The sequence below is a fragment of the Streptomyces sp. NPDC111744 genome (assembly GCF_055634995.1).
The window spans coordinates 131,538-154,934 of the sequence record NZ_JBVKCG010000014.1; the positions used below are offsets into that span (position 1 = coordinate 131,538).

23 protein-coding genes are annotated in these 23,397 nt (G+C 71.2%); 10 read left to right on the forward strand and 13 right to left on the reverse strand.

What is annotated here, in order from left to right:
* Positions 1–90: 90 nt before the first annotated feature.
* On the reverse strand, positions 91–1,548 hold the full coding sequence (locus tag ACZ7OO_RS28170) for a peptidoglycan D,D-transpeptidase FtsI family protein (protein WP_471508869.1): 1,458 nt from the start codon (positions 1,546–1,548) through the stop codon (positions 91–93).
* Positions 1,549–1,630: 82 nt separating this feature from the next.
* Positions 1,631–2,404: an IclR family transcriptional regulator gene (locus ACZ7OO_RS28175; RefSeq protein WP_352223965.1), complete on the reverse strand. Its 774-nt coding sequence runs from the start codon at positions 2,402–2,404 to the stop codon at positions 1,631–1,633.
* A gap of 146 nt (positions 2,405–2,550) precedes the next feature.
* Here ACZ7OO_RS28175 and ACZ7OO_RS28180 point away from each other — a divergent pair, with 146 nt between their 5' ends.
* The 5 genes from ACZ7OO_RS28180 to ACZ7OO_RS28200 all read left to right on the forward strand — a co-directional run bounded on the left by ACZ7OO_RS28180 (position 2,551) and on the right by ACZ7OO_RS28200 (position 7,276).
* Positions 2,551–4,080, forward strand: coding sequence for an aldehyde dehydrogenase (NADP(+)) (locus ACZ7OO_RS28180; protein ID WP_471508871.1), 1,530 nt, complete (start codon positions 2,551–2,553; stop codon positions 4,078–4,080).
* Positions 4,081–4,176: 96 nt separating this feature from the next.
* Complete coding sequence (locus ACZ7OO_RS28185) at positions 4,177–4,785, forward strand: DUF1349 domain-containing protein (RefSeq protein ID WP_471508873.1); 609 nt, start codon at positions 4,177–4,179, stop codon at positions 4,783–4,785.
* 50 nt (positions 4,786–4,835) lie between these two features.
* The gene (locus ACZ7OO_RS28190) at positions 4,836–5,339 is read left to right on the forward strand and encodes a GNAT family N-acetyltransferase (protein ID WP_471508875.1); all 504 of its coding nucleotides are present in this window, start codon (positions 4,836–4,838) and stop codon (positions 5,337–5,339) included.
* 61 nt (positions 5,340–5,400) lie between these two features.
* A complete protein-coding gene (locus ACZ7OO_RS28195; RefSeq protein ID WP_471508877.1) occupies positions 5,401–6,117 on the forward strand; it encodes a DsbA family oxidoreductase in 717 nt (238 codons plus the stop codon).
* 97 nt (positions 6,118–6,214) lie between these two features.
* A complete protein-coding gene (locus ACZ7OO_RS28200; RefSeq protein ID WP_471508879.1) occupies positions 6,215–7,276 on the forward strand; it encodes an aminotransferase class V-fold PLP-dependent enzyme in 1,062 nt (353 codons plus the stop codon).
* Between the two features lie 130 nt (positions 7,277–7,406).
* Here ACZ7OO_RS28200 and thpD read toward each other — a convergent pair whose 3' ends face one another.
* From thpD to ACZ7OO_RS28225, 5 genes are all read right to left on the reverse strand, one after another.
* Positions 7,407–8,294 (reverse strand): ectoine hydroxylase, encoded by an 888-nt coding sequence (thpD, locus tag ACZ7OO_RS28205; RefSeq protein ID WP_471508881.1) that lies wholly within the window; start codon positions 8,292–8,294, stop codon positions 7,407–7,409.
* Positions 8,295–8,297: 3 nt separating this feature from the next.
* A complete protein-coding gene (locus ACZ7OO_RS28210) occupies positions 8,298–8,696 on the reverse strand; it encodes an ectoine synthase (RefSeq protein ID WP_352223975.1) in 399 nt (132 codons plus the stop codon).
* Between the two features lie 31 nt (positions 8,697–8,727).
* Positions 8,728–9,999 carry a diaminobutyrate--2-oxoglutarate transaminase gene (gene ectB / locus ACZ7OO_RS28215; protein WP_471508883.1) on the reverse strand — a complete coding sequence of 424 codons (1,272 nt, stop codon included), beginning with the start codon at positions 9,997–9,999 and terminating at the stop codon, positions 8,728–8,730.
* A gap of 10 nt (positions 10,000–10,009) precedes the next feature.
* Positions 10,010–10,525, reverse strand: a complete 516-nt coding sequence (gene ectA / locus ACZ7OO_RS28220) for a diaminobutyrate acetyltransferase (RefSeq protein ID WP_471508885.1) — start codon at positions 10,523–10,525, stop codon at positions 10,010–10,012.
* Between the two features lie 337 nt (positions 10,526–10,862).
* Positions 10,863–11,963: a pyridoxal-phosphate-dependent aminotransferase family protein gene (locus tag ACZ7OO_RS28225; protein WP_471509047.1), complete on the reverse strand. Its 1,101-nt coding sequence runs from the start codon at positions 11,961–11,963 to the stop codon at positions 10,863–10,865.
* Between the two features lie 196 nt (positions 11,964–12,159).
* Between ACZ7OO_RS28225 and ACZ7OO_RS28230 the strand changes: the two genes are divergently transcribed.
* The 5 genes from ACZ7OO_RS28230 (at position 12,160) to ACZ7OO_RS28250 (ending at position 16,859) form a co-directional block, all read left to right on the forward strand.
* Positions 12,160–13,014, forward strand: a complete 855-nt coding sequence (locus ACZ7OO_RS28230) for an ABC transporter substrate-binding protein (RefSeq protein ID WP_471508887.1) — start codon at positions 12,160–12,162, stop codon at positions 13,012–13,014.
* Positions 13,011–13,844 (forward strand): amino acid ABC transporter permease, encoded by an 834-nt coding sequence (locus tag ACZ7OO_RS28235; RefSeq protein ID WP_471508889.1) that lies wholly within the window; start codon positions 13,011–13,013, stop codon positions 13,842–13,844. Before ACZ7OO_RS28230 ends, ACZ7OO_RS28235 begins: the two co-directional genes overlap by 4 nt.
* Positions 13,841–14,614: an amino acid ABC transporter ATP-binding protein gene (locus tag ACZ7OO_RS28240; protein ID WP_471508891.1), complete on the forward strand. Its 774-nt coding sequence runs from the start codon at positions 13,841–13,843 to the stop codon at positions 14,612–14,614. Before ACZ7OO_RS28235 ends, ACZ7OO_RS28240 begins: the two co-directional genes overlap by 4 nt.
* A 114-nt stretch (positions 14,615–14,728) precedes the next feature.
* Positions 14,729–15,820 (forward strand): amidohydrolase family protein, encoded by a 1,092-nt coding sequence (locus ACZ7OO_RS28245; protein ID WP_471508893.1) that lies wholly within the window; start codon positions 14,729–14,731, stop codon positions 15,818–15,820.
* A 142-nt stretch (positions 15,821–15,962) separates the two neighbouring features.
* The gene (locus tag ACZ7OO_RS28250) at positions 15,963–16,859 is read left to right on the forward strand and encodes an SCO1860 family LAETG-anchored protein (RefSeq protein ID WP_471508895.1); all 897 of its coding nucleotides are present in this window, start codon (positions 15,963–15,965) and stop codon (positions 16,857–16,859) included.
* A 108-nt stretch (positions 16,860–16,967) separates the two neighbouring features.
* On the opposite strand, the gene cobC is transcribed toward ACZ7OO_RS28250, so the two are convergent.
* From cobC to cobM, 6 genes are read right to left on the reverse strand one after another with little or no spacing between them, the layout of a single operon-like run.
* A complete protein-coding gene (cobC, locus tag ACZ7OO_RS28255) occupies positions 16,968–18,053 on the reverse strand; it encodes an Rv2231c family pyridoxal phosphate-dependent protein CobC (protein WP_471508897.1) in 1,086 nt (361 codons plus the stop codon).
* Complete coding sequence (locus tag ACZ7OO_RS28260) at positions 18,043–18,972, reverse strand: sirohydrochlorin chelatase (RefSeq protein WP_471508899.1); 930 nt, start codon at positions 18,970–18,972, stop codon at positions 18,043–18,045. Before ACZ7OO_RS28260 ends, cobC begins: the two co-directional genes overlap by 11 nt.
* The gene (locus tag ACZ7OO_RS28265; RefSeq protein WP_471508901.1) at positions 18,969–19,553 is read right to left on the reverse strand and encodes a precorrin-8X methylmutase; all 585 of its coding nucleotides are present in this window, start codon (positions 19,551–19,553) and stop codon (positions 18,969–18,971) included. The genes ACZ7OO_RS28260 and ACZ7OO_RS28265 overlap by 4 nt, the downstream gene beginning before the upstream one ends.
* On the reverse strand, positions 19,550–21,244 hold the full coding sequence (gene cobJ, locus ACZ7OO_RS28270; protein ID WP_471508903.1) for a precorrin-3B C(17)-methyltransferase: 1,695 nt from the start codon (positions 21,242–21,244) through the stop codon (positions 19,550–19,552). Before cobJ ends, ACZ7OO_RS28265 begins: the two co-directional genes overlap by 4 nt.
* Positions 21,241–22,473, reverse strand: a complete 1,233-nt coding sequence (gene cbiE / locus ACZ7OO_RS28275; RefSeq protein WP_471508905.1) for a precorrin-6y C5,15-methyltransferase (decarboxylating) subunit CbiE — start codon at positions 22,471–22,473, stop codon at positions 21,241–21,243. The genes cobJ and cbiE overlap by 4 nt, the downstream gene beginning before the upstream one ends.
* On the reverse strand, positions 22,470–23,330 hold the full coding sequence (gene cobM / locus ACZ7OO_RS28280) for a precorrin-4 C(11)-methyltransferase (RefSeq protein WP_471508907.1): 861 nt from the start codon (positions 23,328–23,330) through the stop codon (positions 22,470–22,472). The genes cbiE and cobM overlap by 4 nt, the downstream gene beginning before the upstream one ends.
* Positions 23,331–23,397: the final 67 nt, after the last annotated feature.

Sequence of the window (23,397 nt, forward strand, 5' to 3'; positions counted from 1 at the left end):
TGCGTTGTCCGCTGCGGTTTCGTCGTGGCTGGCCGCGCCCACGCGGCGGAGCCGCACATTGATACAGCCCCGCGCCCCTCACGGGGCGCTTTACTTCAGCGCCGCTTGCATCATCGCCTTGGCCACCGGCGCCGCCAGGCCGTTGCCGCTGACCTCCGACCTCGCCGCGTCCGACTGTTCGACCAGTACCGCCACCGCGACCTCCTTGCCGGTGCTTACGGACTTGCCGTACGACGTGAACCAGGCGTACGGGGTCTTGGAGTTGTTCTCGCCGTGCTGGGCCGTGCCCGTCTTGCCGCCCACCGTCACGCCGTCGATCTGCGCGTTCGTGCCGGTGCCCTGCTCGACGACCGTCTGCATCGCGGACTGCAGCTGCTCGGCCGTGCCGGAGCTGACGATCCGCTCGGTGCTGGTGTGGTCGTCGTAGTTCTGGAGCACATCGCCACCGCTGTCGGTGATCTGCGAGACCATATGCGGCGAGACCAGCTTGCCGCCGTTGGCTATGGCAGCCGACACCATGGCCATCTGGAGCGGGGTGGCCGTGACGTCGAACTGGCCGATACCGGAGAGGCCGGTCTGCGACTTGTCCATGTCCGACGGATAGACGCTCGCGTAGGCCCGCACCGGGATGTCCTGCTTGGCGTTGTTGAAGCCGAACTTCTCGGCCATCGCCCGGACCTTGTCCTGGCCGAGGTCGACGGCCATCTTGCCGAAGACGTTGTTGCAGGAGTAGCGCAGGGCCGTGCGGATCGAGGCGTTCTCGCAGGGGGCCGTGGTGCTCTCGTTCTTCAGCGGGGTCGTCGTGCCCGGCAGGGTGTACGGGTTCGGGCTGTCGGTCCTGTCGTCGACGTTCGCGTAGAGGCCGTCCTCAAGGGCCGCCGCCGCGACCACCAGCTTGAACGTCGAACCCGGCGGGAGCGGCTGGCGCAGTGCCCGGTTGGTGAGCGGCTTGTCCGCGTCGGCGTTCAGCTTCTCCCACGCCGCACCGGCGGTGTTGGCGTCGGTGAGCGAGGAGGGGTCGTACGACGGGGTGGACACGACCGCGAGGATCTTGCCGGTCTTCGGGTCGATCGCGACCGCCGCGCCCTTCTTGCCGCCGAGCGCCTGGTAACCCGCCTTCTGGACGGCAGGGTCGATCGTCGTGATCACGTTGCCCGGGTCGGCGCGCTGGCCGGTGACCGTGTCCATGACCGTCTTCAGCCGGTTGTCGGTGCCGTTCAGCAGGTCCTGGTAGATGCCCTCCAGCTGGGTCGGGGCATAGCTCTGCGAGGCGTAGCCCGTCACGGCCGCGTACAGCTTGCCGTCCGTGTACGTGCGCTTGTACCTGAGGTCGCTGTTGCTCAGGGTCTGTGCCGAGCCGGTGATCGACTCACCGGCCACGATGATGTTCCCGAGCGGCCGCGAGTACGTCTCGATCGCGTTGCGCCGGTTGTCCGTGTCGTCCGCGAGGGCCTGACCGTCGTAGAACTGCACCCATGTCGCCCTGACCAGCAGAGCGATCACGAGCAGCAGTGCGAAGACGGACGCCCGCCTGATCGTCTTGTTCATCCCGCCCAGACAGACGAGCGAAGGCGGGTCGTCCGTTCCCGTACAGGCGGATTTCTCATCATCCGCTCATGCGGCTCCGGCCCTAGAGCCGTCGCGTCGCCAGCGTCAGGCGGTCCCGGGCGTCGAACAGGGCGTCCTTGATCATCTGCTCGTGGGCGGGGGTGAGGCGGGCCACCGGGACCGAGCAGCTGATCGCGTCGCGGGCCGGGGTGCGGTACGGGATCGCCACACCGAAGCAGCGCAGTCCGAGGGTGTTCTCCTCACGGTCGATCGCGAAGCCCTGCTCACGGATCTGGTGGAGCTCCTCGATGAGCTTCTCGCGATCCGTGAGGGTGTGCTCGGTGAGCGCCGGGAGGGTCTCCGGGAGCAGCTTGCGGACCTGCTCGTCGGTGTGGGTGGCGAGCAGCGCCTTGCCGAGGGAGGTCGAGTGCGCGGGGAGACGGCGGCCGACCCGGGTGAAGGGGCGCAGATAGTGCTGGGACTGGCGGGTGGCCAGGTAGACCACGTTCGTGCCGTCGAGGCGCGCCAGGTGGATGGTCTCCGTGGTGTCGTCGGAGAGCCGGTCGAGGGTGGGACGGGCCGCCGCGACCACCTCGTCGCCGTCGATGTAGGACGTGCCGACCAGCAGGGCCCGTACGCCGATGCCGTACCGGGTGCCGGTCGCGTCCGTCTCCACCCAGCCCAGCTCCACCAGGGTGCGCAGCAGCATGTAGAGGCTGGACTTGGGATACCCGACGGCCTCCTGGACCGCCGCGAGGGAGTGCATACCGGGCCGGCCGGCGAAGTACTCGAGCAACTCCACGGTCCGTACCGCGGACTTGACCTGTGCCCCGCCGCCTGTCTCGACTGCCGACATCGCCCTTGACCCCTTCGTTGGACGAGAAACCGAGGTTATAGTCTCCAACAGCATATTCATCATCAGAGACAGCGTTCAGTATATCGAACATCCCTGGTGAATGACCCGGATACTGCGGCACAACGCACTACATGGAGGGACCCGCGGTGGCAGCAGCACCAGTCTGGAGTGTCGACCCGCGCACCGGGAAGCAGCGTGAACAGGTTGCGGTGGAAGCCACAGCCCAGGAGGTGGACGCCACGGTCACGGCCGCGCACGCCGCGCGTGGCTCCCTCGCCGACCGCACGGTCCGCGCCGCCTTCCTGCGTTCCGCCGCCGCCGGACTCGAGGCGTCCAAGGACCACCTCGTGGAGGCCGCCGACGCCGAGACCGCGCTCGGCCCGGTCCGGCTCACAGGCGAACTCGCCCGTACCGCCTACCAGCTGCGGGCCTTCGCCGACATCGTCGACGAGGGCGCCTTCCTCGACGTCATCATCAACCACCCCGACGCCACCGCCACCCCGCCCATCCCGGACCTGCGCCGCTACAAGGTCCCGCTGGGTGTCGTCGCCGTCTACTCCGCCTCCAACTTCCCCTTCGCCTTCTCGGTCGCCGGCGGCGACACCGCGAGCGCGCTCGCCGCGGGCAACCCGGTCGTCGTCAAGGCCCACCCCGATCACCCGGCGCTGTCGGAGATGGTCGCCGCGGTGCTGCGCCGGGCAGCCGTCGAGCACGGCATCCCCGCCACCGTGGTCGGTCTCGTCCACGGCTTCGAGGCCGGTATCGAGCTGATCAAGCACCCGCTGATCGCCGCGGCCGGCTTCACCGGTTCGGTGCGGGGTGGGCGGGCGTTGTTCGACGCCGCCGCCGCGCGTCCGGTGCCGATCCCGTTCCACGGCGAGCTCGGCTCGCTCAACCCCGTCCTCGTCACGGAGGCCGCGGCCGCCGAGCGCGGCGGGGAGATCGGCACCGGGCTCGCCGGGTCGATGACGATGGGCGTCGGCCAGTTCTGTGTGAAGCCCGGGCTGGTACTGGTGCCGGCCGACGCCGCCGGTGACGGCCTGGTCAAGTCCCTCACGGACGCGGTCAGCGACACCGACGCGGGGGTGCTGCTCGACCACCGGATGCGGGACAACTTCGTCGCCGGGGTCGCCGAGCGCACCGAACTCCCCGACGTGGAGAGCCCGGTGACGCCGGGGGCGGGCGGCGAGCACACCGTCAGTGCCGGGTTCCTCACGGTGCCGGCGAGCCGGCTGGCCGAGGAGGGGGCGTACGACCTGCTCCTCGAGGAGTGCTTCGGGCCGGTGACCGTGGTGGTTCGTTACGCGGACCGGAGTGAGGCCACGGCGGTGCTGTCGCGGCTGCCGGGGAATCTCACGGCGACGGTTCATGTCTCCGCCGAGGAGGCCGCGGGGGAGGGGCTCGGGGCAGAGATCCTCGCGGAGCTCACGCCGCTGGCCGGTCGAGTGCTGGTGAACGGGTGGCCGACGGGAGTCGCCGTGGCGCCGGCCCAGCATCACGGTGGGCCCTACCCGGCCACCACGTCCACGTCCACTTCGGTGGGCGGTACGGCCATTGAGCGGTGGCTGCGGCCGGTGGCCTATCAGGGAGCGCCGGAGGCTTTGCTGCCGAAGGAGTTGCGGGACGACAATCCGCTGGGGCTTCCTCGGCGGTTCAACGGGGTTTTGGAGCGGTAGCGCCGTAGGGGTGCGGGGTGTGCGGGCTGACGGTGCGTTGTGGCTGCTCGCGCAGTTCCCCGCGCCCCTTGCGGGGCGCACTGCGAGACTGTCGCCATGGACTTCGAACTTCCCGAACTGCCCTTTCCCCTCCGTACATATGGGCCCGACGGACACTGGTCGTACGAAGACGGTGTGCTCACCGGGTGGGCCGGGGCCCGGCAGGATCGGTTTGTGTCGCCCACCGGGGAGGCCCTGGATCCCGCCTCGGACGCGCCCCGGCTGCTCGGGGCGCCCGAGGGGGACTTCCAGCTGATCGCCCGGGTCACCGTCGGGTTCGGTGCCGCCTTCGACGCCGGGGTGCTGTACGTCCACGTCGGCGACCGGGCCTGGGCCAAGCTCTGTCTGGAGAACTCCCCGGATGTCCCCACCGTCTGCACGGTGGTCACCCGGGGCCACTCCGACGACGCCAACGCCTTCACGGTGGAGGGGAGTTCGGTCTGGCTGCGGATCAGCCGGACCGGGCGGGCACTCGCCTTCCACGCCTCCCGCGACGGCAAGAAGTGGGTCTTCGTACGGCTTTTCACGCTGGGCGGCGAGAAGGAGACGGAGGCCGCGCTGGTCGGCTTCATGACCCAGTCGCCGATGGGGGAGGGGTGTGTGGTGACGTACGACCACATCGAGTTCAGGCCCGACTGGCCGGCCGACCTCCGCGACGGAAGCTGAGCGGCGAGAGACCGCGGAACCGGTGCGGGCGTGGCCGCGTCCTCCGTTGCATGATCAGTGACCGTCTGAAGGGGCTGCGGGTGATCCGTACGGCGCTGCCCGCCGAGGCCGAGAAGATCGCCGCGCTGCACCACCGGGCCCGGTCGACGTACTACCCGGACGGCCTCCCGGACGACGGCGTCGACTGGACGGCGGCCTGGCGGGGAGTCGTCGAGCGGCCCGACGGGCAGGTGCTGTGCGTGTTGGAAGCGGGCGTGATCACCGCAGTCGCCTCCTTCCGTACGCCGGAGGGCGCGCCTGCGGAAACGGTCAAGCTGTTCCAGTTCCACGTCGATCCCGACCACTGGCGGACCGGGGTCGGCACCGCCCTGCACGCCGCCTGCCTGGAGCAGTGGCGGGCCGACGGCAGGCGGACGGCCGTGCTCGACGTGCACACCGACAACCGGCGGGCCCAGGCCTTCTACGCCCGCCAGGGCTGGGTGCCGGACCCGGAGCACCCGCCCGTCGACGGTGACCACCACCTGTATCTGCGGTACACGGTGGGCGGGGAATGAAGCGGGCTGTTTGAAGGTTCAGACAGTTGAAGGACGTCTGACTACCTGGAGAGCCGAAGACATGCGCGTCGAGATCTGGAGCGACATCGCCTGCCCGTGGTGCTACGTGGGCAAGGCCCGCTTCGAGAAGGCGCTCGCCGCCTTCCCGCACCGCGACGAGGTCGAGGTCGTGCACCGCTCCTTCGAACTGGACCCCGGCCGCGCCAAGGACGACGTCCAGCCGGTGCTCGCCATGCTCAGCAAGAAGTACGGCATGAGCGAGGCGCAGGCCCAGGCCGGCGAGGACAACCTGGGTGCCCAGGCCGCCGCCGAGGGCCTCGACTACCAGACCCGAGGCCGTGACCACGGCAACACGTTCGACATGCACCGGCTGCTGCACCTCGCCAAGGAGCAGGGCAGGCAGGACCAGCTGATCCAGATCCTGTACCGGGCGAACTTCGCCGAGGAGCGGTCCCTGTTCACCGAGGGCGCCGAGCGGCTCGTCGAGCTGGCCGTGGAGGCCGGGCTGGACGAGGCGGCCGTGCGGGAGGTGCTCGCCGACCCGGCCCGCTACGCCGACGAGGTCCGCGCCGACGAGCGCGAGGCCGCCCAGCTCGGTGCGAACGGGGTGCCCTTCTTCGTCCTCGACCGGAAGTACGGGGTCTCCGGCGCCCAGCCCGCCGAGGTGTTCACCCAGGCGCTCAGCCAGGCCTGGGGCGCGCGTTCCCCGCTGAAGCTCATCGACGAGGGTGGCGCCGAGGCCTGCGGACCGGACGGGTGCGCCGTGCCGCAGCACTGAGAAACTCCAGGTCAGGGCGGTCGTATAAGCGGTGCTTAGCGGTTCTGCGTGAAAATCCGCAATGGACGGGGGGTTCCGTGGGCCGCAGAGTGGAGCCATGGAGACCACGGAGACGTTCGAGAGCCTCGTCCGCGCCGAGTTCACCCCGAAGAGCATCTATCTCAACACCGCCAGCAACGGCCTGCTGCCGGCCCGCACCGTCGCCGCCCTGCACGAGGCGGCACTGCTGCGGGCCGAGGGCCAGCCGCTGACCTCGCTGTACGAGGATGTGGAGGCCTGCCGGGCCGGGTTTGCCCGGCTCGCCGGCGTCCCGGCGACCAGGGTCGCGGTGGGCGCCTCGGTCGCCGCGCACACCGGTGTGATCGCCGCCTCGCTGCCCGCCGGCGCCGAAGTCCTCACCGCCGAGGACGACTTCACCTCCGTGCTGAACCCGTTCCACGTCCGCGGCGACCTCAAGATCCGCTCCGTGCCGCTGGAGCGGATCGCCGAGGCCGTCCGACCCGGCACGGCGCTGGTCGCGGTCAGCGCCGCCCAGTCCGCCGACGGGCGTATCGCCGACCTGCCCGCCCTGCGGGAGGCCGCCCGCGAGCACGGGGCCCGTACCTACGTCGACTTCTCCCAGTCCGTCGGCTGGCTCCCGATGGACGCCGGCGGCTACGACTTCACCGCTGCGGTCTCCTTCAAGTGGCTGCTCGGCCCGCACGGCACCGCCTTCCTCGTGGTCCCCGAGGACTTCGGCGGGCTGACCCCCCTGCTCGCGGGCTGGGTCGCGGGCGAGGAGCCGTGGGACAGCTGCTACGGCCCGGTCACCGAACTCGCCCACTCCGCCCGGCGGTTCGACCTCACCCACGCCCTGTTCACCTTCGCGGGCCTGCGCCGCTCGCTCGATCTGATCGAGGAACTGGGCGTCGACGCCGTACACGCCCATGACCTGGCCCTCGCCGACCGGTTCCGGGCCGGACTCGCCGCCCTCGGCCACGCGCCCGTGCCGTCCCCCGGCTCGGCGATCGTCTCGGTGCCCGGACTCGGCGACCGCCAGCCCGGGCTGAGCCGCGCGGGCATCGAGGTCTCCAACCGCGCGGGCAGTCTGCGGGCCGCCTTCCACCTGTACAACACGGCCGCGGATGTGGACCGGCTCCTTGACGCGCTCGGCGGCTGAGCGGACGCCGACACGACCGGGCCGGGACCCCGTCCCACGGGAGGTCCCGGCCCGGCCGGTTCAGCGGGACATCACCGCACGGGCGTGCAGTCCCTGGCCTCGATGCTGCATCCGATTGCCGCTGCCACGTTCAACGGACTGGCGTGAAGTCCCTCGCCCCGATGAACTCCGGCCGGCGTACCGGTGCCGAGAACGGCTCCACCGCCTCGTTCTCCACGCTGTTGAACACGATGAAGACGTTGCTGCGCGGGAACGGCGTGATGTTGTCGCCGGAGCCGTGCATGCAGTTGCAGTCGAACCAGGTCGCCGAACCGGCCCTGCCCGTGAACAACTTGATGCCGTACTCGCCCGCCATCGCGGTCAGCGCCTCGTCCGACGGCGTGCCCGCGTCCTGCATCTGCAGCGACTTCTTGTAGTTGTCCTCGGGCGTGGCCCCGGCGCAGCCCAGGAACGTCCGGTGCGAGCCCGGCATGATCATGAGCCCGCCGTTGGTGTCGTAGTTCTCGGTCAGCGCGATCGAGACCGACACGGTCCGCATGTTCGGCAGCCCGTCCTCGGCGTGCCAGGTCTCGAAGTCCGAGTGCCAGTAGAAGCCACTGGCCCCGAACCCGGGCTTGACGTTGATCCGCGACTGGTGAACGTACACGTCCGAGCCGAGGATCTGCCGGGCCCGGCCGACCACCCGCTGGTCGCGCACCAGGTTCGCGAACACCTCGCTGATCCGGTGCACCTCGAAGACGGACCGTATCTCCTTCGACTTCGGCTCGACGATGGAGCGTTCGTCGGCCCGGATCGCCGGGTCGGCGACCAGCCGCTCCAGTTCCTCCCGGTACACGGCGACCTCGTCGTCCGCGAGGAGGTGCTCGTCGGCGAGGAAGCCGTCCCGCTCGAACGCCTCCAGCTGGTCCGTGGCGATCGGCCCGGCCGCACCGGGTGCCGACCAGACGACCGGGTCCTTGCGGGGGACGGATACCTCGACCGGGCCACGGCTCGGGTACAGGTCGGTGATCGTGGTCATGGGTCAGCCCTCCTCCGTCAGCAGCGGATAGACGCCGTTCTCGTCGTGGTCCTCCCGGCCGGTGACCGGCGGGTTGAACACGCAGAGGCAGCGGAAGTCCTCCTTGACGCGCAGCGTGTGCCGCTCGTGCCCGTCGAGGAGGTACATGGTGCCGGGCGTGATCGTGTACGACGTCCCGGTCTCGTGGTCGGTCAGCTCGGCCTCGCCCTCGACGCAGACGACGGCCTCGATGTGGTTGGCGTACCACATCGACGTCTCCGTACCCGCGTACAGGATCGTCTCGTGTACCGAGAAGCCGACCCGCTCCTTGGCGAGGACGATGCGTTTGCTCTCCCAGGTCCCGGACGCGGCCTTGACATGCCGGTCGGTGCCTTCGATCTCCTTGAACGAACGGACGATCACGGTGGTGTACAGCCTCCTTGCCAGATCCTGGTCAGACGGTTTCCCGGACGGCCCGGGCGAGGATGCTCAGCCCCTCGTCCAGCTCGTCCGGGGTGATGGTCAGGGCGGGCAGCAGTTTGACGACCTCGCTCTCCGGCCCCGACGTCTCGATGAGCAGCCCGAGTTCGAACGCGCGCCTGGCGATACGCCCGGCCCGCGCCTTCTCGTGGAACTCCATGCCCCACACCAGGCCACGTCCCCGGTACTCCCGCACATCGGCGAGGTTCTCCTCGACGATCGCGATGAGCCCCTGCTCGACCTGCTCGCCCTTGGCCCGCGTCTGCTTCTCCATCGCCGGACCGTCGGTCCAGTAGCTCTCCAGGGCGGCGGTCGCGGTGACGAAGGCGGGGTTGTTGCCGCGGAAGGTGCCGTTGTGCTCGCCCGGCTCCCACACGTCCAGCTCGGGCCGGAACAGGCACAGCGACATGGGCAGCCCGTAGCCGCTGATGGACTTCGACACCGTGACGATGTCGGGCGTGATGCCGGACTCCTCGAAGGAGAAGAAGGCGCCGGTCCGCCCGCAGCCCATCTGGATGTCGTCGACGATCAGCAGCATGTCCTGCCGCTCGCACAACTCCTTGAGGGCGCGCAGCCATTCGGGCCGGGCGACGTTGATGCCGCCCTCGCCCTGCACGGTCTCCACGATCACCGCGGCGGGCTTGTTGAGTCCCGACCCCTGGTCCTCGAGCAGCCGCTCGAACCAGAGGAAGTCCGGGACGGTGCCCTCGAAGTAGTTGTCGAAGGGCATCGGCGTCCCGTGCACCAGCGGGATCCCCGCCCCGGCCCGCTTGAACGCGTTGCCGGTGACGGCGAGCGACCCGAGGGACATCCCGTGGAAGGCGTTGGTGAACGACACGATCGCCTCGCGCCCCTTCACCTTCCGCGCCAGCTTCAGCGCGGACTCCACGGCGTTGGTGCCGGTCGGCCCGGGGAACATGACCTTGTACGGCAGGTCGCGCGGCCGCAGCACCAGGTCCTGGAAGGTCTGCAGGAACGACCGCTTGGCGGTGGTCGACATGTCGAGGCCGTGGGTGACCCCGTCACGTTCCAGATAGTCGAGCAACGCCCGTTTCAGCACCGGGTTGTTGTGGCCGTAGTTGAGTGATCCGGCGCCGGCGAAGAAGTCCAGGTACTCGTGGCCGTCCTCGTCGTACATCCGGCTGCCCCGGGCCCGGTCGAACACGGTGGGCCAGGCACGGCAGTAGCTGCGGACCTCGGACTCCAGGGTCTCGAAGACACTCAGGTCGGGCTGGGTGATGGTCACAGGGGGCTCCTCAGTGCGATGTGGGGGTCAAGGGGCCTATGCGGTACAGGACTTCGGGGTCGTGCGGACCGTCGGGGAACTCGCCGGCCTCGAACAGCACCGTGCGCTCGACGGTGGCGCCGTGCCGGGCGGCGTACGAGGTGAAAAGCCGCTCGGAGGCGGTGTTCCCGGGCGTGATGGTGGTCTCGACGGCGGTGAGCGGCCGTTCGGCGGCCAGCCGCGCCGTCAGCCCGTCCAGCAGCTGCGCCGCGACACCGCGCCCGCGCTGCCCGGCGTCCACGGCCACCTGCCAGACGAGCAGCGTGTCCGGCCGGTCCGGCCGGGTGTATCCGGTCACGAATCCGACGGGCTCGCCGTCCGCACCGCGGGCCACCGCCGATGTGCCGGCGAAATCCCGGCACCACAGCAGATAGCTGTACGAGGAGTTCAGATCGAGGCTTCCGGAATCCCTTGCGATACGCCACAGGGCGGCGCCGTCGGTCACCATCGGGCGCTCGACGATCAGGTCTGCTTGTGGGGCAGTCATGCGGATTGAATTTAGCGAGGCAAATGCGAAAATGCACGGCAGGCGCTGTCGCCGACTTGAACTGCCGTTCCTGTATGTCCCGGTATCTACCCCCACAAAGCGGGCAAATAATCCGCACTTGTGGAGTGCGTCACAGGGTTGAAACCTGGATGAAATTCCCCCGGTTTAACTCCGCAAAAAGCGGGCAGAAGACTCGGGTAAGCCATCGATCAAAAGGGAATTCGGAATTGCTTTGAATTCAGGCTCTGGTAACGCTTTCGATACGCCGCCGATGGCGGGGGCGAGTCCCTCGGTGAGGGTGGCACCGACGGCGGCGCCACCCACCCCTTTCCGGCCCCTATCGCCAGACGGACTCCGCCGCCCGCCGGGCCCCCTCCAGGTCCACCGTCCGGCCCCGCTTCGCCAGCCCCGCGCCGAGCGCCGCCAGGCTCGACCGGACCGCGCCCACCGTCGCGTCCACCCCGTAGTGGTTCACCCGGATCATCTCCGCGGCCAGCGCGCCCCCGCCCGCGGCCAGCGGCAGTGTGCCGTCGCCCGCCAGGGCCTCGGCGACCAGCTCCGAGGCCACCACACCCGACGGCACCCGCAGCGTCGTGGCGACCGGTGCCGCGTCCGACTCCTCGTACACGTACGGCTCCAGCCCGCCGCCCAGGGCCACCGCCCCGGCCCGGGCGGCCAGCGCCGCCGTACGGTGACGGCGCATCACCGACTCCAGCCCGTCCGCCTCGATGCGCTCCAGGCACGCTTCAAGTGCCAGCATCTCCAGCTGGGCCGGCGCGTGCAGCAGCGCCTTGCGACCGCCGTCGACCCAGTGCTCCTTCCAGTCCAGCAGCGACAGATACGACCGGCGCGGGGCCCGCGGGTTCGCCGCCATCCGGGCCCACGCCCGCTCGCTCACCGACACCGCCGAGACACCGGCCGGGCCGCCCATCGCCTTCTGCGCGCCGACCACGCACAGGTCGACGCCCCAGGCGTCCGGCAGCACCGGCTCGGCCCCGACCGACGCGACCGCGTCCAGGTAGAAGAGGGCTCCCTGCTCCCGTACCACCGCGCCGATCTCCGCGATCGGGTTGGTGTTGCCGGTCGCCGCCTCCGCGTGCACCAGGGAGACGAAGTCGATCTCCGGATGCTCGGCGAACGCCTCCTGGATCTGCGCGGCCGTCACCGCCGTGTGGAACGGCACCGTGAGGTCGATCACCGTCGCGCCGCAGTCCCGGAGCCAGTTCCCGAAGGTCTGCCCGTACGGGCCGGTGATCACGTTCAGTGCGGTCGTCCCCGGCCCCGCCGTCGCCCTGATCGCGCCCTCCAGCGGCAGCAGCGCCTCGCCCTGCATGATCACGACGTCCTGCCGGGTGTCCAGCAACCGGGCCACGCGGTCCTCGATCGCGGCGAAGTGCGCGGCGCTCAGTGGGGGCAGGTCGAGGAAGGGATGGGTCACGGCGGTGCTCTCTTCGCTCACGGAGGGGCAGATCAGCATGAGCGTAACCGGCACCCCTCCCGCCCCTTGGACCGGCGACTTCTTAGGCCGGACAGCCTCACCGCCATCGGTTTGGTTTGAGATACCCAAACATCTCCTTATAATCGGAACCCGCAATCGGTATCCAAAGCTCCCCCACAGAATCATCGGAGGTCTCGTGACCACGCTCCTCGGGCGCCGCCGGGCTCGCGCCCTGGCCGCTGTCACCGCCGCGGCCGGGCTGGCCCTCGTGGCCGGCTGCACGTCGAGCGGCAACGGCTCCAGCGCCTCCAGAACGGCCGCGGGCGGGGTCGAACTCGTCAAGGCCGGCCAGCTCACCACCTGCACCCACCTCCCGTACCCGCCGTTCCAGTCGGAGGTCGACGGCAAGGTGCAGGGCTTCGACGTCTCGATGATCGACCTCGTCGCCAAGAACCTCGGCGTGAAGCAGCAGATCCTCGACACGCCGTTCGAGAACTTCAAGACCGGCGCCTTCCTCAACTCCGGCGAGTGCGACCTGGCCGCGGCCGGCATGACCATCACCGCCGAGCGCAAGAAGAACGTCGACTTCTCCGACCCGTACTTCGACGCCACCCAGGCCCTCCTGGTCGCCAAGGACAGCGGTATCACCTCGCTCGCCGACGCCAAGGCGAAGAAGGTCAAGCTGGGCACCCAGGCGCAGACCACCGGCGAGGACTACGCGAAGGCGCAGGGCTTCGACCCGGTCTCCTTCGAGTCCTCCGACGCCGTCCTCAACGGACTGCGCGCCGGCCAGGTCAAGGCCGTCGTCATCGACTACCCGGTGGTCCAGGGATGGCTGAAGGACAAGGCCAACGCCGCCGCCTTCCAGGTCGCCGGGCAGATCAACACCGGTGAGCAGTACGGTTTCACGGTCAAGAAGGGCAACACCAAGCTCCTCGCCGCCGTCAACAAGGCGATCGCGGACGCCAAGGCCGACGGCACCTACAAGAAGCTGTACGAGAAGTGGATCGGCCCGTACGACGCGGCCGCCGCGTCTCCCTCGGCCTCATGACCGCCACGGACGCGGCACTCCAGCCCCGCAAGAGGGGCCTGACCCGGCGTCAGAAGCGCCGGCTGTCGCGCGGTGTGCAGTACGTCGTCTTCGTCGCCGCCGTGATCGCCTTCGCGGTCGGCGCCGACTGGGGACGGCTGCAGAACCAGTTCGCCCAGTGGGACATCGCCAAGCAGATGTTCCCCGACGTCATCACGCTGGCGTTGAAGAACACCGTGCTCTACACGGTGTCCGGCTTCGTCGTCGGCCTGGCGCTCGGCATGCTGATCGCGCTGATGCGGCTGTCCTCCGTCGGCCCCTACCGCTGGCTGGCCGGCGTCTACATCGAGATCTTCCGCGGCCTGCCCGCCCTGCTGATCTTCATCTTCATCGGGGTCGCAGTCCCGCTCGCCTTCCCCGGCACGGAGATCATCGGCGGTACCTACGGCAAGGTGGCCCTGGCCCTCGGCCTGGTCGCCGCCGCCTACATGGCCGAGACGATCCGCGCGGGCATCCAGGCGGTCCCCAAGGGCCAGCTGGAGGCGGCCCGTTCGCTGGGCTTCTCCCCGGCCCGCGCGATGGTCTCGATCGTCATCCCGCAGGCGTTCCGCATCATCCTCCCGCCCCTGACCAACGAACTGGTCCTGTTGTTCAAGGACTCCTCCCTGGTCCTGTTCCTCGGCGTCACCCTGGAGGAGCGCGAACTGTCCAAGTACGGCCGTGACCTGGCCAGTACCACCGCCAACTCCACGCCGATCCTCGTCGCCGGCCTGTGCTACCTGCTGGTCACGATCCCGCTCGGCTTCGTGGTGCGCCGTATGGAGGCGAAGGCCCAGGAGGCCGTCAAATGAGCCGACCCGAGATCGAGGTGAAGGAACTGCACAAGTCCTTCGGCGACAACGAGGTGCTGCGCGGCATCGACCTGGAGATCGGCCAGGGCGAGGTCGTGTGCGTCATCGGCCCGTCGGGCTCCGGCAAGTCCACGCTGCTCCGGTGCGTCAACCTCCTTGAAGAACCCACCAAGGGCAAGGTGTTCGTCGGCGGCACGGAGTTGACGGACCCCGACGTCGACATCGACGCCGTACGCCGCCGTATCGGCATGGTCTTCCAGCAGTTCAACCTCTTCCCGCACCTCACGGTGACCGAGAACCTCACGCTGCCGCAGCGCCGGGTCCTGAAGCGGGACAAGGCGACGGCGGCCCGGGCGGCCGCCGAGAACCTCCGGCGCGTCGGCCTCACGGAGAAGGCGAACGCCTACCCCGCCTCCCTCTCCGGCGGCCAGCAGCAGCGCGTGGCGATCGCCCGCTCGCTGTCGATGGGCCCCGAGGTGATGCTCTTCGACGAGCCGACCTCGGCCCTCGACCCGGAGCTGGTCGGGGATGTGCTGGCGGTGATGCGGATGCTGGCACAGGAGGGCATGACGATGATGGTCGTCACCCATGAGATGACCTTCGCGCGGGAGGTCGCCGACCGGGTGGTGTTCATGGACGGCGGAGTCGTGGTCGAGGACGGCACGCCGGACCAGGTCATCGGCAACCCGAGCCATGAGCGGACGCGCCACTTCCTGTCGAGGCTGCTGGATCCGGCGATGGCGGATGTGGAAGAGGACGGTTCTGCGTAGACGCGCCCGCTGAGCAGCGCCCCAAGGGGCGCGGGGCTGTACCGATATGTGGCTCCGCCGCGTGGGCGCGAGCAACCACGAACCACCCGCGCCCGACGAACTATCGTGCGTAGCATGAGCGATCAAGCGGTGCTGCACGTGAAGGGCCGGGTCCTTGCGGGACCCGAGGACGTCCGCGACGAACTGTGGGTGGTGGGTGGCCGTGTCTCCTACGACCGTCCCGCCGGCGCCCGTGACCTCCGGACCGTCGAGGGCTGGGCGCTCCCCGGTCTCGTCGACGCCCACTGCCATGTCGGCCTCGGCCCGCACGGACCCGTCGACGCGGCGACCGCCGAGAAGCAGGCCCTCACCGACCGGGAGGCCGGCACGCTGCTGATCCGGGACGCCGGGTCGCCCTCCGACACCCGCTGGGTCGACGACCGCGAGGACCTCCCGAAGATCATCCGGGCCGGCCGGCACATCGCCCGCACCCGCCGCTACATAAGGAACTTCGCCCACGAGATCGAGCCGGAGGACCTGGTCGCGTATGTCGCCCAGGAGGCCCGGCGCGGCGACGGCTGGGTCAAGCTGGTCGGCGACTGGATCGACCGCGACCTCGGTGACCTGGCCCCCAGCTGGCCGAGGGACGCGGTGGAGGCGGCGATCGCGGAGGCGCACCGGCTCGGCGCCCGGGTAACCGCCCACTGCTTCGCCGAGAACTCGCTCCAGGACCTGGTCGAGGCCGGCATCGACTGCATCGAGCACGCGACGGGCCTGACCGAGGAGCTGATCCCCCTCTTCGCCGCGCGCGGTGTCGCCATCGTCCCGACCCTCGTCAACATCGCCACCTTCCCGCAGCTCGCGGCGGGCGGCGACACCAGGTTCCCGCGCTGGTCGGCCCATATGCGCCGGCTCCACGAACGCCGCTACGACACCGTCCGCGCCGCCTACGACGCCGGCATCCCGGTGTTCGTCGGCACGGACGCCGGCGGCAGCCTCGCCCACGGTCTGGTCGCGGGCGAGGTCGCAGAGCTGGTCACCGCCGGGATCCCGCCCGTCGACGCGCTCGCGGCGACCAGCTGGGCCGCCCGCGCCTGGCTCGGCAGGCCCGGCCTGGAGGAGGGCGCACCGGCGGACCTGGTGGTGTACGAGAGCGACCCGCGCGCGGACGTACGCGTCCTCGCATCCCCCCGGCGAGTGGTGCTGAACGGGCAGGTCGTCGAGTAAAGGAACTCCTGTGCCTGCCGACTCGAATACATGCACGGAAAGTCCACTAATGAGTGAAGTAACGCAGGATTGCTGCCCGTTCACCCACAGTGCGTAATTCTTGGCGGGTCCCGAGCAAGTTTCCTCTGGGGGTCCCACCACCTTGAACAGCGACACATTCCGTATGCCCGCACGCCGTCTCGCGACCGTCGCGACCGCCGCCGTCCTGGTCGCCGGTCCCGCGGCCCTGGCCGGCGCGGGCGCCGCACACGCGACCACCGACCAGGGTCGCGCCGGCGCGGTCGTCCTCCGCACCGGCCTGGACGTATCCCTCCTCAACAAGACCGTGAACGTCCCGCTCGCGGTCTCCCTGAACGAGGTCCGGGCACCGCAGAGCGCCGACCGCACCGCGCTGACCGCCACGCTCGACGGAGTGGACGGCGGCAAGCCGTTCAGCGTCCTGGGCGCGGACGTCGCCTCGGCGAAGGCGACGGTCTCCGACAGCCGGGCCGAGGGCTCGGTCCACCTCGCCCACGCCCGGCTGCACCTGCCGGGCCTGCCTCTGCTGTCCCTCGTCGAACTCGACACCGTCACCTCCAAGGCCACCTGCGAGACCGGCAGGCAGCCGGTGGCCTCCGCGAACGTGCTCGGCGCCGTCACGGTCCTCGGCAAGCGGGTGACGCTGAGCGCGGGCGGCCCCACCGACGTCAAGGTCCCCGGCGTCGGTGAGGTCCGCCTCGACCTGTCCAAGCGCGAGACGACTTCGAGAACGGCGGCGGCCAGCGCCCTCGAACTCAAGGTCTCCGTGAACCCGCTCAAGCTGAACGTGGCCGACGTGGAAGGAACGTTGACCCTGGCGAAGGCGACGTGCGAGACACCACCGGATCCCGCTGATCCCGCTGATCCGGTGGCCGACGTCAAGCCGCAGGGCGCCCCGGCGCACGAGACCAGGCTGGCGGAGACGGGCGGGAGTTCGGTGACGCCGTATGTGGCGGGCGGAGCGCTCGTGCTCGTAGCGGCGGGTGGAGGAGCGGTGGCATTGGCTCGACGCAGGCGCTGACACCCTGCTTTTGAGGGGCGCGGGGCGGTAGTCGATGTGCGGCTACCGCCGCGCGGGCGCGACCAGCCACAGACAACCGGCACCCGACAACGGAGCGCAGTTCCCCCTTCACGCGCGTATCAACGTCAGCGCCCGATCAAGCGCCTGCAAAAACCCGTTCACCGTCACCCGATCCCGCACAGCGACCCGCACCCACTCCTCATCCAGCCCGGGAAACGTGTCCCCCCGCCGCACCGCATACCCCAGCACCCGCAGCTGCCGCCGCACGGCGGCGGCCCCCGCCATTCTCACCAGCACGAACGGCCCCTCCGCAGGCCCCACCACCCGCACCCCCTCCGGCGCGAACTCATCGAGCCCCGCCACCAGATGGGCCCGGTCGGCCGCCCCCCGGTGTGCCGCGTGCGCCGCTTCCGCCAGCGCGCGCGGCGCCACACACGCCTCGGCGGCCACCAGCGCCGGCGACGACACCGGCCACAACGGCTGCGCCCGCGCCAACTCGGCGATGATCTCAGGCGCGGCCAGCACATAGCCGACCCGCAGCCCGGCCAGCCCCCATGTCTTCGTCAGACTGCGCAGCACCACCAGCCCCGGCACATCGGTCCGCCCGGCCAGCGCCTCCCGCTCACCCGGTACCGCGTCCATGAACGCCTCGTCGACCACCAGGGTCCGCCCGGGCCGGGCGAGCCGGGCGATCGCCTCGGCGGGATGCAGCACGGACGTCGGATTCGTCGGGTTCCCGACCAGCACCAGGTCGGCGTCCTCCGGAACGGCCGCCGGATCGAGCCGGAACCCGTCCGACTCCCGCAGCAGCACCCGGCCCACGGTGTGCCCCGCGTCCCGCAGCGCCGCCTCCGGCTCGGTGAACTGCGGATGCACCACCACCGGCCGGCGCACCCTCAGCGCACGCGCCAGCAGCACGAACGCCTCCGCCGCGCCCGCCGTCAGCAGCACCCGCTCCGCAGGCAGCCCGTGCCGCGCGGCGACCGCCGCCCGCGCCGCCCGCCCGTCGGGGTAGGCCGCGAGCCCGCCCAGCGATCCGGCGATCCGCTCCCGCAGCCAGGCCGGGGGAGTGTCGGCCCGCACATTGACCGCGAGGTCGACCAGCGCCGAACCGTGGTCACGGACCTCGGCGTCGCCGTGGTGCCGCAGATCGTGCCGGCCTCCGGAGCCGCCGGAGCCGTCGTCAGTGCGCATGCGCGTGCCCGCCGTGATGGTGGTGGCCGTGGCCGTGGTGGTGACCCTCGTCGTCGGGGTGGAAGTGCGGCTGCTGCGGCAGCCCCACCTTGTCCTCGAAACCGGGCAGCGCGATCCGGTACACACACGAGTCGCAGTTCATCCGCACCTCGTCCGCGGCCGCCTCCCGGTACCGCTCCATCACCAGGTCGAGCAGCTCCGGCGCGGGCCCGATGACATCCGCCGAGCGCACCTCCGCCTCGGGGTGCGCGGCCGCCCAGCCCTCGGTCTGCTGCCGCACCCGCTCCGGCAGGATCCCGGTGAACAGGAAGTACGGGAGTACGACGATCCGGCGCGCCCCCAGTTTCAGACAGCGGTCGAGTCCGCTCGGCACGTCCGGCGCCGCCAGCGACACGAACGCCGTCTCCACACCGGCGTACCCGCGCCCCTCCCACAGCAGCCGCGCCGCCTTGTGCACCTCGGCGTTGGCGTCGGGGTCCGTGGAACCCCGGCCCACCAGCAGCACGGTCACGTCCGCCCGGTCCATCGGGGCGCGCCCCTCGCCGGCACCCAGCGCCTCGTCCAGGCGTCGCTCCAGGACGGCCAGCAACGAGGGGTGCGGGCCCAGCGGACGCCCGTACGTGTACGAGATCCCGGGGTGCCGTTCCTTCTCCCGGGCCAGCGCGGCCGGGATGTCGCCCTTGGCGTGCCCGGCGGAGACCAGCATCAGCGGTACGGCGGCGAAGCGCCGTACTCCCCGTTCCACCAGCTCGGTCACCGCCTCGCCCAGCGGGGGCGGGGACAGTTCGATGAAGCCGCCGGCGACGGGCAGTTCGGGGTGGCGGCGCCCGAGCTCCCGTACGAAGTCACGGAACGCCTCGGCTCCGGCGTCGTCCCGGGTGCCATGGCCGGCGATGAGCAGGGCGGGCGGGGTGGTCACAGGTTCTCCTCGGAAGTGGGGTGGTACAGCAGGGCGTTGAGCGCGGCGGCGGCGACCGCCGAACCGCCCTTCTCGGACACGTTGCTCACGGCGGGCAGCCCGCTCGCGCGCAACGCGGCCTTGGACTCGGCCGCGCCGACGAAACCGACGGGCAGACCGATGACGAGCGCGGGGGACGCGTCCAGCGTCAGCAGCTCCTCCAGGGCGGTCGGCGCACAGCCGATCACCCACAGGGCGCCGGGCCCGACCTCCTCGTACGCGAGCCGGACGGCATGTGCCGAACGGGTCAGTCCAGGGCCGGACCTGCCATCGCGCAGCCGGCACACCGTCTCCCGGCGGGTGATACCGGCGGCGACCATCTCCACGTCCACGACGACCGGCGCCCCGGCGTGCAGCGCGGCATGCGCCCTCACCAGGTCGTCCTCGTCGGTCACGAGGTCGGCCGCGTACTCCAGGTCGGCGGCGGAGTGGATGACCCGCTCCACGACGGCGCGGGTCAGCGGCGGGAAGTGCGAGGTGTCGAGGCGGGCGCGCAGCCGCCGGAAGGACTCCTGCTCGATGGGGTGGACGACCCGGTTCACTCGGCCCCCTCCGGAGCGGTCTCCTGCCAGCGGTAACCGCGCGGGGTGACCATGCGCCCGGCGATGTTCCTGGTCGCCGTGTTGCCCACGGTCACGACGGTCATCATGTCGACCCACGCCGGGTCCAGCGCGCCCAGGGTGGTCACGCGGCTCGACTCGTCGGGGCGTGAGGCGTTGCGTACGACACCGACCGGCGTCGTCGGCTCGCGGTGCTCGCCGAGGATGCCGAGCGCCTTGGGCAGCTGCCAGTCGCGGCCCCGGGAGCGCGGGTTGTAGAAGGTCACCACGATGTCCGCCGCGGCGGCGGCCCGTACCCGGCGCTCGATGACCTCCCACGGGGTGTGCAGGTCGGACAGGCTGATCGAGACATGGTCGTGGCCCAGCGGCGCACCCAGGATCGCCCCGGCGGCGAGGGCCGCGGTGACGCCCGGGACGCCGATCACGTCGATGTCGTCGGAGGCCTCGGCGAGCGCGGGGGAGGCCATGGCGTACACGCCGGCGTCCCCGCTGCCGATCAGTGCGACGGCATGCCCGGCACGTGCCTCGGCGACCGCCGTCCGCGCCCGCTCCTCCTCGGCGCCGAGCCCCGACTCCAGGACGCGGGTGCCGGGCCGCAGCAGGTCGCGGATCTGGTCGACGTACTGGTCGAGCCCGACGAGCACGGAGGCGCGCCGGAGTTCGTCCCTGGCCCGCGGGGTGAGCAGATCACGGGCGCCGGGTCCGAGCCCGACGACCGCGAGCCGCCCGCGCGCGAGCCGCCGTACGACCGCACAGGTCGCCATGGCCGGCTGAGCGCCCGACTTCCGCTTGGGCACGAGGAGGTCGCCCCCGCGCACCAGGGCCGCGGCCTCCGCGACGGACGGGGTGCCGACGGCGGCCAGGGGCGCGTCGGAGGGGTTGGGCACCTCCACGCCGGCCAGCTCCTCGGCGGAGTACGTCACCAGGGGGACCCCGAGCCGTGCGGCCGCCTCGACGATGCCGGGTTCGTCGGCCTTGGCGTCGACGGTGGCGAGTTCGGCGATGCTGCGAGGAGAGAGACCCGCGTCCCGCAGGGCCCCCTCGATCAGGGTGAGCACCTCGTCGACGGAAGCGCTCCTGGAGGCGCCGACGCCCACGACGAGGGACGGCGGGCGCAACAGGACCTCGTGCTCGGCGGGTTCGACCGCGCGGTCGGTCAGCCGGACCGTGTACGCGCCCTCCTCGGCCAGCGGCAGCGGCGGCAGCGGCCACGTCAACTCGGTGCGCAGGGCGACCGGTTCGCCGTCAAGGATCGCCCGCGACACGGTCGCCAACGAGCCCTCGACCGGGAAGCCGAGAGTGTCGAGGCCGGGCAGCCCGACGGAGTCCGTCGCGGTGGTCACCACCGGCTGGGCGGCCAGCACCTCACCCACCTCCCGGGCGAGTTCGTTCGCACCGCCCGCGTGCCCGCCGACCAGGGACACGGCGAACCGCCCGCCCTCGTCGACGCACACCACACCCGGGTCGGTCGTCTTCTCGCCCAGCAGCGGGGCGATCAGCCGTACCACCGCTCCCGTGGCCAGGAAACACACCAGTTGCCCGCACTCCGCGAACGCGGACCGCACGGCGTCCCCGACCGGACCGTCGTACACCCGCGTGCGGTCCGGCCACGCCGCGGCCAGCCGGTCGCGCGCCGCCGCCCCCGCCGCGGTGGCGGAAATGAGGCCGATCACTGAGCAACTCCTTCTTCGAAATAGGGGATTCGGGTCCCCCACAGCAGAAACACGGGGTTGGCCGCCGCCAGCCGGGTCACATCCCCCGGCAGCGGCGCGAGACGCGACGACTGCAGCAGCACCCCCTCGCAGGAGAACCCGGCACCGGTGAGCGCCTCGCGCGCCGCCGGCACCCGGTCCAGGGCGGCCAGCGCGACCACCACCGACCGCCGGGCACGCAGCGCGCAGGCGCCGACGACCGCGGGCAGCTCGCCGCCGCCCCCACCGACGAACACGGCGTCGGGATCGGGGAGCCCGGCCAGGGCGTCCGGCGCCGTACCGTGCACCACCTCCACGTACACGCCGTGCGCCCGCGCGTTGGCGGCGATCCGCTCGACCCCGTCCGCGGCCTTCTCCACGGCGACTACGGCCGCCCCGAGGCGTGCGCACTCCACCGCCACGGACCCGGAGCCCGCGCCGACGTCCCAGACCAGGTCGCCGAGGCGCGGCCCGAGCCGGGCCAGCGCCAGCGCCCGTACCTCGAACTTCGTGATCATCGAGTCACGGTGTGCGAACTCCCCTTCGTCCAGAGCCCATTGGGCAGGCCCGGCAGACACCCCGGCGACGGTACGCACCGCACCGAGCGCCCGTGCCGCGTCCAGACACAGCACCACGCTGACGTCCGCTCCCCAGTCCCGGCCGGCGGCCTCGGCGGGCGTGACCCACTCCACCCGCTCCCGCTCCGGATCACCGAGCGCGCTCGCCACGACGAGCCGCCGGTCCGCCGGCACCGCGGCCCCCAGCTCCGCCGGGCCCGCACCCGGCCCCGTCAGCACCGCCACCTTCGGATGCGCCCGGCACACGTGGACCGCCGTACGCGGCTCCCGCCCGTGCGCGCTCACCACCACCGCGTCGTCCCACGGCAGCCCGACCCGCGCGAACGCGGCGGCGACGGACGACACGCCGGCCCGCACCTCCAGCCGCTCCGGCCCGAACCGTTCGCCCAGCGCCCGGACGATCCCGAAGAACCCGGGGTCCCCGGAGGCCAGCACGACCACGGACCGGTCCTTGCCCGCGTACTCCTCGATGGCGTCGAGCGCGGGCGCCAGCGGCCCGAGGACGATCCGCCCGGCCCCCTCCGGCAGCCGGACCGCGTCCAGGTGCCGCCGCCCGCCGACCACCAGCTCGGCCCCCGCCAGCGACTCCGGCGGCAGGGGCACCCCCGTCCCCGTACCGATGACCGTGATCATGTACTGGCCCCCCGCTCGCGCAGCGCCTTCCGGGCCTCCGGGTCGGCCTTGCGGAAGCCGTGGAAGTGGCCCGGGTGGTAGAGGTGCGAGCGGGTGCCGTGGGCGTCCAGGGCGGGGCCGACCAGGAAGAGGGTGTGCTTCCAGAGCTTGTGCTCCTTGACCGTCTCCTCCAGCGTCTCGATCGTGCACCGCACGATCAGCTCCTCCGGCCAGGTCGCCTGATAGGCGACGACGACCGGAGTGGACGTCGGATAGCCGCCCTCCAGCAACTCCCGCACCAGCTGCCCGCTGCGCGCGGCGGAGAGGAAGATCGCCATGGTGGTGCCGTGCCGGGCGAACTCCCGGACCTCCTCGCCCGGCGGCATCGGCGTCTTGCCGCCGCCGAGCCGGGTGAGGACGACGGACTGCGCGACCTCGGGAATGGTCAGCTCGCGCTGGGCGAGCGCCGCGACGGCCGAGAAGGAGGACACACCCGGCACGATCTCGACCTCGACGCCGATCCCGGCACACCGGTCGACCTGCTCCTGCGTACCGCCCCACAGGGCCGGATCGCCGGAGTGGATCCGGGCGACCCGCAGCCCTTCGGCCCGCGCCCGCTCGTACACGGCGACGACGTCCTCGAGGGACATCGTGGCCGAGTCGAGGATCTCCGCGTCCTCGCGCGCGTGCTGAAGGACCTCCGCCTGGACCAGGCTCGCGGCCCAGATCACCACATCGGCCTCGGCGATCGCGCGCGCGGCCCGGAACGTCAGCAGATCGGCGGCGCCGGGGCCGGCACCGACGAAGGTCACCTTGCCGGTGGGGGCGGCGCCGAGGGCAGTGGCTGCGACAGCGGCAGAGGCAGCGGCATCGGCCATGGAAAATCGGTCCTCTCTGGACAAACGGTGTTACCGGTGTTGCTGAATGTGCGCTGGGGCCGGTCGA

What these genes read in the sequence shown, in the direction of transcription:
- ACZ7OO_RS28200 (WP_471508879.1), top strand. Translation starts at nt 6,215, where the DNA reads ATGGAGACCACGGAGACGTTCGAGAGCCTCGTCCGCGCCGAGTTCACC.
- thpD (WP_471508881.1), bottom strand. Translation starts at nt 8,294, where the DNA reads ATGACCACGATCACCGACCTGTACCCGAGCCGTGGCCCGGTCGAGGTA.
- ectA (WP_471508885.1), bottom strand. Translation starts at nt 10,525, where the DNA reads ATGACTGCCCCACAAGCAGACCTGATCGTCGAGCGCCCGATGGTGACC.
- ACZ7OO_RS28190 (WP_471508875.1), top strand. Translation starts at nt 4,836, where the DNA reads ATGATCAGTGACCGTCTGAAGGGGCTGCGGGTGATCCGTACGGCGCTG.
- ACZ7OO_RS28235 (WP_471508889.1), top strand. Translation starts at nt 13,011, where the DNA reads ATGACCGCCACGGACGCGGCACTCCAGCCCCGCAAGAGGGGCCTGACC.
- ACZ7OO_RS28185 (WP_471508873.1), top strand. Translation starts at nt 4,177, where the DNA reads ATGGACTTCGAACTTCCCGAACTGCCCTTTCCCCTCCGTACATATGGG.
- cobC (WP_471508897.1), bottom strand. Translation starts at nt 18,053, where the DNA reads ATGCGCACTGACGACGGCTCCGGCGGCTCCGGAGGCCGGCACGATCTG.
- ACZ7OO_RS28245 (WP_471508893.1), top strand. Translation starts at nt 14,729, where the DNA reads ATGAGCGATCAAGCGGTGCTGCACGTGAAGGGCCGGGTCCTTGCGGGA.
- ACZ7OO_RS28175 (WP_352223965.1), bottom strand. Translation starts at nt 2,404, where the DNA reads ATGTCGGCAGTCGAGACAGGCGGCGGGGCACAGGTCAAGTCCGCGGTA.
- cobM (WP_471508907.1), bottom strand. Translation starts at nt 23,330, where the DNA reads ATGGCCGATGCCGCTGCCTCTGCCGCTGTCGCAGCCACTGCCCTCGGC.
- ACZ7OO_RS28240 (WP_471508891.1), top strand. Translation starts at nt 13,841, where the DNA reads ATGAGCCGACCCGAGATCGAGGTGAAGGAACTGCACAAGTCCTTCGGC.
- ACZ7OO_RS28170 (WP_471508869.1), bottom strand. Translation starts at nt 1,548, where the DNA reads ATGAACAAGACGATCAGGCGGGCGTCCGTCTTCGCACTGCTGCTCGTG.
- ACZ7OO_RS28195 (WP_471508877.1), top strand. Translation starts at nt 5,401, where the DNA reads ATGCGCGTCGAGATCTGGAGCGACATCGCCTGCCCGTGGTGCTACGTG.
- cbiE (WP_471508905.1), bottom strand. Translation starts at nt 22,473, where the DNA reads ATGATCACGGTCATCGGTACGGGGACGGGGGTGCCCCTGCCGCCGGAG.